The following is an 11,887-nucleotide window of genomic DNA, read 5'->3' as shown; positions in this document are numbered from 1 at the left end:
GGCTGGGCCTGCGGCTGGCGTCCCGGCTGCTGCCGGGGGCGGCGGTGCTCGTCGCGGCGGCGGGGGACGCGGCGGCCGCGGAGCGGCTCGCCGCCCGGGCGATCACCGCCTACCGATCGGCCCGCCCGGCGGCACTGACCAGGGAGGCGCCGGTGACCGGGCCGACGAGACCGGCGTCGGGACACGAGCCGGCATGATCGACTCAGGATGTCGCAGGTCGGGCATCCAGGCGGTCCGGAAAGGGCGGGATGCCGTATCCCGCCCCGCCCGTCACAGCCAGCCGAACCAGGACTTCGGCAGCAGCGCGTAGCCGACGAAGGCGACCAGGTCGAGCAGGGTGTGCGCCACGATCAGCGGCGCCACCCGCCGGGTACGCAGGAAGAAGAGGCTGAAGACGACGCCCATCACCGCGTTGCCGAGGAACGCGCCGAAGCCCTGGTAGAGGTGGTACGAGCCGCGCAGCAGCGCGCTCGCCGCGACGACCGCGCCGAGCCGCCACCGGAGCTGCCAGAGCCGGTTGACCAGATAGCCGACCACGATCACCTCCTCCAGCACGGCGTTCTGCACGGCGGCGAGGATCAGCACCGGCACCGCCCACCACAGGTGCGGCAGCGCGGCCGGCACCAGCGTGGCGTTGACGCCGAGCTGCGCCGCCGCCCAGAACAGCGCCAGCCCGGGCAGGCCGATGAGCGCCGCCAGGCCGGCGCCCCGGGCCAGGTCCGACCCGGGCCGCCGCAGGTCCACCCCGAGCGTCCGCGCCGGGTCGCCGGGGTCACGGGCCAGCAGGTGTACGGCGAGCAGCACCGGCAGCAACGCGAAGAAGATCCCGACGAGCTGGTACGTCAGGTCGAGGTAGGGCCGGGCCGACTGGGAGTTGTTCAACGACGCGGTCTGCTTCGACAGCGGGCCCGCGGCGGTCAGCTTGGCGGCCAGCGACACCACCGCGTAGACCGCCGACTGCCCGAGGGAGAGCCCGAGCACCAGCAGCGTCTCGGCGCCCAGGGTCCGGCGGGACACCGGGCGGGTCAGCTCGTCAACCGTCACCGGACCACTGTGCCGCACGTGAGGGCCCGTCGGCACCGCCCTCGCGACCCAGGTGAGCCGGTCGCACATTCTGTGCGACCGCTGGGCACGCTGCGTGGAGATTCTATCGGGGCCCGATCCGCCGTCAGGAGAAGGAGCGTGCCCCCGTGGAGAACTTCGCGCGGCTGCTGAAGGAGAGCTGGACCCTGGTCGAGGAGGACCGGGACCGGCTGAGCGGCCACTTCTACGCCCGGCTCTTCCTCCTCGACCCCGAGCTGCGCAAGCTCTTCCCGGTCCAGATGAGCGGGCAGGGCGACCGGATCCTGGAGGCGATCGTCACCGCCACCCAGACCGTCGGCGACCCGGAGAGCTTCGACGAGTACCTGCGCGCGCTGGGCCGGGACCACCGCAAGTACCACGTCGACGCCACCCACTACGAGACCATGGGCGTCGCCCTGCTGGACGCGCTGCGCAGCACCGCCGGCGACGGCTGGAACCTCGAGTACGACCAGGCCTGGCGGGAGGCGTACGCGAGCATCAGCGAGAAGATGCTGGCCGGGGCGGAGGCGGACGACAACCCGCCGTTCTGGCACGCCGAGGTGCTCACCCACGAGCGGCACGGCCCGGACACCGCCGTGCTGACCGTCCGCGCCCTCCAGCACCCGCTGCCGTGGAAGGCCGGCCAGTACGTCAGCGTCGAGGCGCCCCGGTACCACCCGCGGGTGTGGCGGACGTACTCGGTGGCGAACGCCCCGAACGACGACAACGTGCTGGAGTTCCACGTGCGTACGCCGGCCGGGGCGGCGGGTTGGCTGTCCGGGGCGCTGGTCCGCCGCACGAAGCCGGGCGACCTGCTCCGGGTGGCCGCCCCGATGGGGTCGATGACGCTGGACCGGTCGTCGACCCGGGACATCCTCTGCGTCGCCGGCGGGGTCGGGCTGGCCCCGATCAAGGCGCTGGTGGAGGAGCTGACCAGCTTCAACCGGACCCGCTGGGTGCACGTCTTCTACGGCGCCCGCCGGCCGGACGAGCTCTACGGCGTCGCCGGCCTGGCGGAGTTCGTGAACGCGCACCCGTGGCTCTCGGTGACGCCGGCGTGCAGCGAGGACCCGGACTTCGACGGCGAGCTGGGCGACATTTCCGAGGTGGTCACCCGGTACGGGCCCTGGACGACGCACGACTGCTACGTCTCCGGCTCGGCCCCGATGGTCCGCGCCACCCTGCGCGCGCTCGCCGCCGACGAGGTACCGCCGGAGCACATCCGGTACGACACCTTCGGCAACCTGTAGACGTTTCTCCCCCGAGCCGGGTCGCGTGCCCCTGCCGTTGCGAGTCAGTGAGCATGAGTAAGCTCACGGCTCGCAGTCGTCCGTTGCCGGACGACGGTCCCGGTCTTGCCCGCCGGGGCGGTGCCGGGTTGACGCTTCGTCGCCACCGGCCCACTGAGGGTCTTACGGTCGGCTCCACGTCCGTTTACGGTCTCCGGGCCACTCCCGGCGACGACGAGCTGGGCGAGGTTGCGGGCGGCGTTGACGTCCCGATCCAGGACAAGGCCGCACGGATCGCAGGTGAACCTGCGGGCGTGCAGCGGCAGCTTGGCTTTCACCGCGCCACAGCCCGAGCAGGTCTTGCTGGATGGGTACCACCGGTCGGCCGTCACGAGCCGTCCGCCGTTCCAGGTGGTCTTGTAGGAGAGCTGTCGGCGGATCTCGCCGAACCCGCAGTCGGAGACCGCCTTTGCCAGGCGCCGGTTGCGGACCATGCCCGCGACGTGCAGGTCTTCCACCACGATGGTGCCGTAGTGGTTGGCCAGCCCGGTGGTGAGCTTGTGCAGCCCGTCCCGGCGCTGATTCGCCACGCGGGCGTGCGTGCGGGCCAGATCGGCGCGGGCGCGGTCCCACCGCTTCGACGGCCGCCCTCCGGTGCGCCGGTCCGGGCCGACCTTGCGGGACACCGCGCGGGCCATGCGCCGCAGCCGGCGTGTGGCGTTACCCAGGTGGCGTGGGTTGGCGACCAGTTCGCCGGTGGACAGCACCGCTAGGTGGCGCACGCCGACGTCGACGCCGACCAGCGCGTCCGGGCGGGCCGGGGCGCGTTCGGCGCGCTTGACTTCGCAGGTGAAGGCCACGAACCAGCGACCGGCCTCCCCGCGCACCGTCGCGGATAGGATCCGGGCGGTGCCGGCTTCGAGGCGACGGGCGAGCTTTCGGGCCGACTCGTGCAGCTTGATCCGGCCCAGACGGGGCAGCGTGACATGCGTGCGGTCGGCTTCGACGCGGATGGTGCCGGTGGTGAACCGCACGCTCGGCGTCGTGCGCCGCTTCGACCGGAACCGGGGGAAGCCGACCGGGCGACCAGCACGTTTACCGGATCGCGAATCCGACCAGTTGGTCAACGCGCGGGCCAGTGCGTCCAGGCCGGTGTTGTACGCCTCCTTGGAACACTCGGCCCACCACGGCGCCACCTCGCCCTTGGCGGCGTTCCAAGCCCGGCGCAGCGCCGGCAAGTTCCAGCCGATCGACGGGGTCAGCTTCTCGTCCGCGACGCCGTAGGAGCGTTCGGCCGCCCGCTGGTCCATGACGGCCTTGACCCGGGCCAGGCCCCAGTTGAACGCCACCCGGGCCGCCCCGGCGTGCCGCAACAGGTCCCGCTCCTGCATGGGGGTGGGGTCCAGGGCGAACCGGTACGCCTGAATAACCGTGAAGCTCACAGCAGCCCGCTTCCGGTGGCCACCGCCACCGCCGCCCGGCATGCCGCCAACCCTCGCCCATACAGCCGTACGCACAACGAGGTAACGACCTCGGTCACGTCGCGCACCAGGCCGTCGCTGGTCTCCGCGTCGTCGATAACCACAAACTGCCAACCGCCGGCGACCAGCGCCGCGGCCAGGTACTCGAACCCGAACCCGGTCAGCCCGTCACGGTGCTCCACGACCAGCACACTAACCGGCGGGTCCGACAACAGACGGGTCAGCTTACGGCGGTGTCCGTTCATCCCGGAGCCGACCTCGGCGACCACCTGGTCGACCGACAGGCTCCGCCCGGTCGCGCCAGTCACCACCCGCCCGGCCTGCCGCTCCAGGTCATCACGCTGGCCAGCCGACGACACCCGGGCACACGCCACCACCCGGCCGGGAACCGACCGCTTCGGCAGCGGATCGACCAGAATCAGCCGCCCCCGCCCGGCCGGCCGGCACCGGCAGCCGACCCTCCCGAAACCAGCGGCACGCCGTCACCCGGTACACACCCTGCGCCAACGCCCACTCTTTCAAGCTCACCAGGACATAGTGCTTACTCAACGAGCAACAGCTGGCAGCCCCCTGGGCACGCGACCCGGCCCCCGTCCGCCGGTGCGCGGGCCGGGCCGGCAACCGGCCCGCGTGCCGGAGCGCTCAGTAGCGCCAGGGGTTGCCGCTCTCCCGGTACTCCTCGACCGGCACCAGGGGCACCCCGGGCGTCATCCGGTCCACGTAGAGCCGCCCCTCCAGGTGGTCGATCTCGTGCGCGACCAGGCGTGCCATCGCGTACTCGTAGGACGTGATGATCCGGCTGCCGTCCCACTGGGCGTGCTCGACGTCGATCCGCAGTGGTCGGGGCACCAGGCCGCGGTGGTCGAAGAAGGAGAGGCAGCCCTCATACTGCTCGTCGCTGTCCGGGGCGGAGTCGACGATCCGGGGGTTGAGCAGGACGACCGGCTCGGCCGCCCGGTCGGCCGGGCGGACCACGGCGGCGGCCCAGCCGAGCCCGAGCTGCGGGGCCGCGATGCCGACCCCCTTGCTGAACGGGTGCAGCTCGTCGAGGCGGACCAGGATGGCGCAGAGCCGGTCGACCACGTCCCGGGCGGTGCGCTCCTGGCGGGGCAGGTCGAACTGGTGGGCGGGCTGGCGGAGCAGGTCGTCGCCGCGCTGCACGATGCCGATGCCGCGCATCCGGTCGCTGGCCCGGACCCGCAGGCCGCTCGCCGGACCGTCCGGCTCGGCGTCCGGCGGCTGGTTGCGGAAGCGCCACTGCAGCCGGTAGCGGGCGTTGAGGGGCGGGTCGTCGGTGGACCAGTCGAAGAGCGCCCGGCCGTCCCGGTCGTGCCGCTGGATCTGGGTACGCAGCGGGCCCTCCTCCGAGGAGAGGGAGGTCTCCACCCCCCAGACCTGCGGGTCCAGCTCCACCGGGAGGTCCAGCCGGACGGCCAGGTGGCGGGTGGGCAGGCGGACCGCCCGCTGGAACCAGGGCCCCCACTTGTCCCGCCCCACCCGGTACGCGTACTCGATGGTGACCCGGTCGCCGGGGTAGAGCGGGAAGCGCCCCTCGGCGTTCTCGAAGAGCAGCCAGATCTCCTTGAACGCGTCCCGGTCGTGCTTGGCCCGCCAGTGCATCGGCTCGCGCTCGCCGCCGTCGTCCCGGTACGCCCGCAGTTGCAGTTCGGCGAAGGTGAGCGGGTGCTCCCGGTGGTGCCGGTTGGAGCGGCCCGGGTCGTTGGGGTAGCGGTCGACGGCGATCCGGACCAGGTAGCGGCTGACCGGCTCGGTCCCGGCGTTGTAGAGCTCCCGTCGGATCACGCAGTGGTAGCCGTCCTCGGTGTGGGTCAGCGTGGCCAGCTCCCGCTCGACCACCAGGCCGGTGCCGGGGGGCAGCCACTGGCCGGGGACGGCCGGCTCGCGGTGCGCCCCGCCGTTACGGGCGTGCCGCAGCTCGTCGTACTCCCGGAAGCGCTGCCAGATCGCGCCGCTGGCCTCCAGAACGGCCTCGGCCCGGCGGGCGAAGTCCTCGGTCGGGCGGTGCCGGCGGCCCTCGACGTGGCTGACGTAGGACGGGTCGAAGCCCATCAGGGTGGCGAGCTGCTTCTTGGACAGCCCCCGGCCGGTGCGGTGCCGGGCGAGTTCGGCGGCGAACGAGTCGGCGGCCCGTTCGATGGGTGAGGTCGTCATTCGGCTTCCTCGTGGCCGGGAGTACCAGTTTCACGTTGGGTGGCCGAACGTGCACAGAAACTGGCTCGTATTCGACACTCGCCTTGACAATTCAGCCACGTACGTCGATGCTCGCGCCGCCTCTCGCCCGGTCGGGCGGCGTTTCCGCCCCCGCCTGCCGGGTAGTACGCCGGCACGCGGCGACCGGTCGGCGGAGTGACCGGGACCTCTCCATCAGCCCCTCGGTGCCGCTTCCCCCGACCCGGAGCCTGTGGTTAGGCTAGCCTTAGCTCAGATGGGCCTGCTGATACCGACCGGCGGGGCGACCAGACAGGGGACGATCAGGTGACAGCGGTGATGCCGAAGCGGGAGATCGCCGCGCCACTCGCCCCGGTGACCGCGACCCTGCGCGCCATGTTCGGTACGGACGAGCTGCCCGGGCTCGCGCCCGGCCTGCTGGTCACCTCCGACGAGGCGCGCTGGGCCCCGGCGACCCGGCTGGTCGACGGGACGCTGCTGCCCGAGTTCCTGCGCGCCGCGACGGCGCGCTGGGGCGGCACCCCGCACGCCTGCGCCGCGCTGGCCTGGAAGTCGTACAGCTACTGGCTGGCGCTGCCGGCGGTGCTCGGCTGGGCCTCGGCCCGGCGGGTGCCGCTGCTCGACCCGGCCGACGTCCTGATCCACTTCGAGGACCACCGCCCGCTGCTCACCCTGGGCCTACGCCGCACGACCGCGGTCGCGGTGCTGCCGGGCGACCCGCTGGCGCTGACCGGCGCGCCGGACGTCCGGGTCGTCGCCGGCGAAGCCGAACTGCTCGACGCGCTGCGCTCGTCGCTGCTCGACGCGCACCTCGCCCCGATGATCGCGGCCATCCAGGCCGAGGTCCGGATCGGGACCCGTACGCTGCTCGGCTCGGTCGCCTCCGGCATCGCGCACGGCATCCTGCGGGCCGCCGACGCGCTGCCCGGGTCGTCGACCCGGAGCATCGAGACCCTGCTAGACGCGCTCGACCTGGCCGACCTGGTGGAGCTGGTGCCCGGCCCGGCCAGCGAGCCGACCGTCCAGCGACGGACCTGCTGCCTGGCCTTCACGCTGCCCCGGCCGAAGATCTGCCAGGGCTGCTGCGTCCGACCGTTACCTAAGTGAGTAAACGTGACTCATGATTGGCAGCCGTCCGTTGCCGGGCGGCGTTGACCGGATGAACCGGTCTTGACGCTTCACGGCCCGCCGCCCTGCCTGCGGGTGCAGGTCTTACGGGTCTTACGTAGGCTCCACGTCCTGTTTTTGCGTCGCCCAGCAACTCCAGGTCGACGTGCCGAACCAGGCCGGCAAGATTACGTGCGGCGTTGACGTCGCGGTCCAGGGACAGTCCGCAGGTGGTGCAGTTGAAGGTGCGTTCGGCCAGCGACAGCTTGGGTTTCACCGTCTGACAGCCTGAACAGGTCTTGGAGCTGGGGTACCACCGGTCGGCGACGTGCAACACGCTGCCGTACCAACCGGTCTTGTAGCCGAGGTGCCGGCGCAGGGTCGCCGGGGCGGCGTCGATCAGAGCCCTGGCCAGTTTACGGTTGCGGACCATCCCGGCCACGTGCAGGTCCTCGACCACGACCGTGGTGAACTGTTGCGCCAGCCGGGTGGTGAGGTGGTGCCACGAGTCGGCGCGGACAGCGGCGACGGTGGCGTGCAGCCGGGCCACGGTCTCCTGCGCCCGCTGCCACCGATTGGACGCGGTCCGCTTACGCCCGGTGGCCGGGTCGTACGGGCCGATTCGGCGGGCGGCCCGGCGTTGGGCCTTGCCGAGTTTGGTCAACGCCGCCTTCAACGGTGCCGGGTTGGGCACCAGCTCGCCGGTGGACAGCACCGCCAGGTGCTTGATGCCGGTGTCCACGCCGACGGTCCGACCGGCTTTCGGCGTGTGCGCCGGACGGCCCACGGCGCGTTTGACCGCGACCTGCAACGCGCAGAACCACCTGCCGGCGGTCTCGGTGACGGTTGCGGACAGGATCGTCGCGGTGCCGGCCTTCACCCGCCGGGCCAGCTTACGGGTGGACTCGTGGGTGCGAATGCGGCCCAGCCGTGGCAACACCACGTGCCGGTAGCCGGGGTCGACCCGGATCGCGCCGGTGGTGAACCGGGCCGACCTGCGGCCGTGCTTCCTCTTGGTCCGGGGCCAGCCCATCCGGCGGCCCTTGCGGGCACCGGTACGTGAGGCGTGCCAGTTGCCCAGCGCCGCCGACAGGTTGGCCAGGCCGGTGTTGAACGCCTCTTTGGAGCATTCCGCCCACCACGGCGCCACCCACGTCTTGATGTCGTTCCAGGTGCGGCGTAGGTCCGGTAGCGACCAGCCCTGCCACGGGGTCAGGTCCGCCTCGGCCACCCCGTAGCTGGCCTCGGCGGCGCGTTGCGCCTTGACCGCGCTGACCCGCCGCAGCATGTGGTTGTAGGCGAACCGTGCCGCGCCGGTGTTACGGCGCAGGCCGGCCACCTGCGCGTCGCTGGGGTCGAGGGCGAACCTGTACGCCTGAACGGTCCAGCCCGCGGGCGGCTCGTACCGTTTCACGGGAGGCCCCCGGCGGTGGCGGCGGCCACGGCGCGGCTGGCCCGGTGCGCTGCGGCGCGTCGGCCGTACAGCCGGGCACACAGGCTGGTCAGGATCTCCGTCACGTCCCGCACCAGGTCGTCGTCCACCTCAGCCGGGTCGACCACCAGCAGCCGACGTCCCTGCGCGGCTAGCGCCGCCTCGACGTACTCGGCACCGAACCGGGCGAACCGGTCCCGGTGCTCGACCACGATCGTGGTCACGTTCGGGTCGCGCAGCAGCCCGAGGAACCTCTCGCGTCGGCCGTTCAGCGCGGACCCGACCTCGGTCACCACACGGGACACGACCATGTTCCGCCCGGTCGCCCACGCCGTCACACGGGCCACCTGCCGATCCAGGTCGACCCGCTGATCGGCCGACGACACCCCGGCGTAGACGACCACCTGGCCCCGGGTGTCATCACCGGCTACATCCACCATGATCGTGCCAGACGGAAGACGCCGAGCGGGCACCGGCATGGTCCCCTCCCGGAACCATCGGTACGCGGTCTGCGGGTGCACCCCGTTGCGACGCGCCCACTCGGCAAGCTTCATAAGACCGATACTAATACTCACAGATTCGTACGTCTGCTCACAGATGGGTGAACCGCTGGCTACCCCTCCTGATTCGCGCCCGCTTCCGGGCCGGCGCTCAGTCGACCAGCGGGCGGACGTCCCAGAGCCACACCCCGCCGGTGAGCACCGGCTCGATCCCGGTCAGCTCGGTCATCCCCCGGTGCAGCGAACCGGCCTGCTTCTGTCGTGGATCGAGGACGACGGCCCCGGCCCGCCAGTACCGCAGGTCGTCCACGGCGGCCACCCGGTCCTGCGGCGTGATCGGCGGCACCGCGTCGGTGCTCCGGATCTCGGTGAAGAAGGTGCTGGTGGGGCGGGGCGGGGCGGTGAAGAGGGCGACCCGGCCGGCCCCGGGCCGGGTGTCGGGCGCGAGGAAGTAGCCCCGGGCGAGCGGCATCTCCAGCCGGGTCTCGGCGGACCAGCGCAGCGGGTCGGCGTAGTTGGTGTCCGGCAGCGGCAGGGTGACGATGCTGTGCCCGCCGGCCACGTACGGGCGCCAGGCCCCTGAGCGGACGAACTCCGGCGTGGGGTCGAGGCGTACCGAGGGGAGCGGGGTCGGCAGGATCGGCAGCAGGGCCATCGCCAGCACGGTGACCGTGACGAACCGGATCTGCGGGCGGGCCCCGGGGTTCCGTCGGGCCAGCCGCCGCATCTGGTCCGCGCCGAGCGCGAGCAGCACCCCGACGATCGGGGTCAGCGCGAGCGACCAGCGGGTCGGCACCACCGAGTGCAGGATCGGCAGGTCCTCCAGCGGCGCCCACGGGCCGGGCACGCCGGTGTCCTGCCCGTCGAACTGGATCTCCCGGCCGAGCGAGAACAGGGCGAAGAACAGGCCGAGCGCGGCCAGGCCGAGCACGACGGCGTTGCGTCGCAGCCACCAGACCAGCGCGATCACCAGTACGGCCAGCGGCCAGCCGAAGAAGGCGTTCTCCTCGGTGGCGTTCTTGGCCAGCCGGGCGCTGCCGCGGGGGTCGCCCGCGACCGACTCGCCCGACCAGGCCACGAACGAGGCGAGATCGGTGCGGTAGCCGCGGATCAGCCGGGACAGTCCCTGGTACGCCCCCGGCCCGAAGAACTGCACGTACAGCGGGTACGCGAGCAGCGCCCCGGCGACGGCGGCGGCCACGCCGAGCCCGGCGGCGAACGGCCGGATGCCCCGCCGCAGCTCCGGACGGCCGAGCGCGAGCGCGCCGACGACGACGGCGAGGCCGATCGCGGCCATCAGCAGGATCTCCAGGTTGAGGAAGGCCTGCCAGACGATCACCAGTCCGAGCAGCACGCCGTTGCGCAGCCAGCGCCCGGGTTCGGCCAGCCGCAGGGTCCGCCAGACGATCAACGGCACCACGAACTGGGAGACGATGTTGGGGTGGGCGTTGGCGTGCGACACCATCGCCGGCGCGAAGGCGCAGAAGCCGGCCCCGAGCCAGGCCGGTCCCCGGGCCCCGATCAGCACCCGGGACAGGACGAAGTACCAGGCCACAGCGGTGGCGATCATTCCCGCGGTCAGAAAGACCAGGAAAGCCGCACGCGGGCCGAGGAGAACGGTGACGGGCGTCATTGGGAGTGAAATGGATAATACGGACGTATTAGCCATCAGATTGACGCCGTCCGGGAAATTCATCCGGTCCGAGACGAACGGATAGGCGAAACCGGTCACCACCCGCGCACCGTGCGCCATCATCCACTCGAACTGCGCCTGATCGGAGCGGTTGTCCCGCACCCCGTCGCCGGGATTCAGCCAGAACCGGGCGGTCACCCAGAAGGCGAGCAGCGCGAAGCTGAGCACGGCGGCAGCGTCGATCCACCGGCCCCGCCCGTCCCGTACGCCCCGGCCGGGCTCACCCGCAACGGTGCCGCCGTCCGATTCAGGAGTAGTCATAACAATTCGGAGCGTAGTCAGGGTATGGCAGGGCCGTGACATGTTTCGGGGTACTGGCGTACTATGTGCCGGGTTCGCCGACCGCCGATCACGTGCCCACCCCCGACCACATTTCGGCCACCCCCGGTGCCCCGATTCGCACACCGTCCTTGCGGATGGTTGACTCTGTCGGTCCAGGCGCGGGTCAGTCATATCGTGAGGAATCGACGCATGGCAGAGATCACTGGGGATCAGCGCGTCCAGTCGGAGGTGCTCGAAGGACTGGCGACGGCGGTCAACCACCGCAGGTGGTTCGTCGAACTGGCGGTGCCCTACCTCGGTGACAACCCCATCGAGATCGGCAGCGGGCTGGGCGACTACGCCCTGGAGTGGTCCGAGCACCTGCCCCGGATCACCGCCACCGAGGCGGACCCGGACCGGCTCGTCCAGCTCAAGGAGCGGCTCGCCGAGCGCCCGAGCATCGAGGTCCGGCAGATGCTGCTGCCGCACTCGGAGCGCGGCGACTACAGCGCCGCCGTGTCGTACAACGTGCTGGAGCACATCGAGGACCACGTGGGCGCGCTGCGCAGCATGCGCGACCTGGTCCGGCCCGGCGGCGCCGTGGTGATCATCGTGCCGGCGTTCCAGTTCGCGATGAGCCCGGCGGACATCGCCACCGGCCACGTCCGGCGCTACACGAAGAAGACCCTGACCGCGGCCATGACCGAGGCGGGCCTGACGGTGGAGAAGATCCACTACGCGAACGCGCTCGGCCTGATCGGCTACTTCATGGCCACCAAGGTCTTCCGGCTGATGCCGAAGGAGGGCCCCATGGTCAAGGTCTACGACACCCTGGTCCTCCCGGCGACCAAGGCCGCCGAGCAGCGCATCCGCCCCCCGTTCGGCCAGTCCGTCTTCGCCATAGCCCGCGTCCCCGCCTAACCCCGCCCCCG

The 11,887-nt window shown here is 71.9% G+C and carries 9 protein-coding genes and 2 pseudogenes; 4 read left to right on the top strand and 7 right to left on the bottom strand.

The window, feature by feature from the left end:
• Positions 1-197: pseudogene (locus JNW87_RS25965) on the top strand (hypothetical protein); the annotation flags it as partial.
• Between the two features lie 73 nt (positions 198-270).
• Here the strand turns inward: JNW87_RS25965 and JNW87_RS25960 are convergent.
• Positions 271-1,044, bottom strand: coding sequence for a CPBP family intramembrane glutamic endopeptidase (locus tag JNW87_RS25960; protein WP_109804368.1), 774 nt, complete (start codon positions 1,042-1,044; stop codon positions 271-273).
• A 146-nt stretch (positions 1,045-1,190) separates the two neighbouring features.
• Between JNW87_RS25960 and JNW87_RS25955 the strand changes: the two genes are divergently transcribed.
• Positions 1,191-2,312: a globin domain-containing protein gene (locus JNW87_RS25955; RefSeq protein ID WP_109804367.1), complete on the top strand. Its 1,122-nt coding sequence runs from the start codon at positions 1,191-1,193 to the stop codon at positions 2,310-2,312.
• Positions 2,313-2,356: 44 nt separating this feature from the next.
• On the opposite strand, the gene tnpB (JNW87_RS25950) is transcribed toward JNW87_RS25955, so the two are convergent.
• From tnpB (JNW87_RS25950) to JNW87_RS25940, 3 genes and pseudogenes are all read right to left on the bottom strand, one after another.
• Positions 2,357-3,733 carry an IS607 family element RNA-guided endonuclease TnpB gene (gene tnpB / locus JNW87_RS25950; protein ID WP_238454585.1) on the bottom strand — a complete coding sequence of 459 codons (1,377 nt, stop codon included), beginning with the start codon at positions 3,731-3,733 and terminating at the stop codon, positions 2,357-2,359.
• Positions 3,730-4,300: pseudogene (locus tag JNW87_RS25945) on the bottom strand (IS607 family transposase). Before JNW87_RS25945 ends, tnpB (JNW87_RS25950) begins: the two are co-directional and overlap by 4 nt.
• Positions 4,301-4,414: 114 nt before the next feature.
• Complete coding sequence (locus JNW87_RS25940; RefSeq protein ID WP_238454584.1) at positions 4,415-5,944, bottom strand: peptide deformylase; 1,530 nt, start codon at positions 5,942-5,944, stop codon at positions 4,415-4,417.
• 336 nt (positions 5,945-6,280) lie between these two features.
• Here JNW87_RS25940 and JNW87_RS25935 point away from each other — a divergent pair, with 336 nt between their 5' ends.
• Positions 6,281-7,069 carry a ferric iron reductase gene (locus tag JNW87_RS25935; protein WP_238454586.1) on the top strand — a complete coding sequence of 263 codons (789 nt, stop codon included), beginning with the start codon at positions 6,281-6,283 and terminating at the stop codon, positions 7,067-7,069.
• Here the strand turns inward: JNW87_RS25935 and tnpB (JNW87_RS25930) are convergent.
• The 3 genes from tnpB (JNW87_RS25930) to JNW87_RS25920 form a co-directional block, all read right to left on the bottom strand.
• A complete protein-coding gene (tnpB, locus tag JNW87_RS25930) occupies positions 7,062-8,483 on the bottom strand; it encodes an IS607 family element RNA-guided endonuclease TnpB (protein WP_238454583.1) in 1,422 nt (473 codons plus the stop codon). The two genes, JNW87_RS25935 and tnpB (JNW87_RS25930), sit on opposite strands and share 8 nt — an antisense overlap.
• Positions 8,480-9,055 (bottom strand): IS607 family transposase, encoded by a 576-nt coding sequence (locus JNW87_RS25925; protein WP_238454582.1) that lies wholly within the window; start codon positions 9,053-9,055, stop codon positions 8,480-8,482. The genes tnpB (JNW87_RS25930) and JNW87_RS25925 overlap by 4 nt, the downstream gene beginning before the upstream one ends.
• A 97-nt stretch (positions 9,056-9,152) precedes the next feature.
• A complete protein-coding gene (locus JNW87_RS25920) occupies positions 9,153-10,955 on the bottom strand; it encodes a hypothetical protein (RefSeq protein ID WP_238454581.1) in 1,803 nt (600 codons plus the stop codon).
• 210 nt (positions 10,956-11,165) lie between these two features.
• Between JNW87_RS25920 and JNW87_RS25915 the strand changes: the two genes are divergently transcribed.
• Positions 11,166-11,876, top strand: coding sequence for a bifunctional 2-polyprenyl-6-hydroxyphenol methylase/3-demethylubiquinol 3-O-methyltransferase UbiG (locus JNW87_RS25915; RefSeq protein ID WP_109804364.1), 711 nt, complete (start codon positions 11,166-11,168; stop codon positions 11,874-11,876).
• Positions 11,877-11,887 lie beyond the last annotated feature (11 nt).

It is taken from the genome of Micromonospora sp. ATA51 (assembly GCF_016802855.1).
GTDB lineage: Bacteria > Actinomycetota > Actinomycetes > Mycobacteriales > Micromonosporaceae > Micromonospora > Micromonospora sicca.
The sequence above is the reverse complement of the archived record's forward strand: the minus strand, read 5'-3'. Positions and strand labels throughout refer to the sequence as shown.

Excerpts from the sequence above, each read along its gene's own strand:
- JNW87_RS25940 (WP_238454584.1), bottom strand. The coding sequence starts at position 5,944 with ATGACGACCTCACCCATCGAACGGGCCGCCGACTCGTTCGCCGCCGAA.
- JNW87_RS25935 (WP_238454586.1), top strand. The coding sequence starts at position 6,281 with ATGCCGAAGCGGGAGATCGCCGCGCCACTCGCCCCGGTGACCGCGACC.
- JNW87_RS25925 (WP_238454582.1), bottom strand. The coding sequence starts at position 9,055 with ATGAAGCTTGCCGAGTGGGCGCGTCGCAACGGGGTGCACCCGCAGACC.
- JNW87_RS25920 (WP_238454581.1), bottom strand. The coding sequence starts at position 10,955 with ATGACTACTCCTGAATCGGACGGCGGCACCGTTGCGGGTGAGCCCGGC.
- JNW87_RS25915 (WP_109804364.1), top strand. The coding sequence starts at position 11,166 with ATGGCAGAGATCACTGGGGATCAGCGCGTCCAGTCGGAGGTGCTCGAA.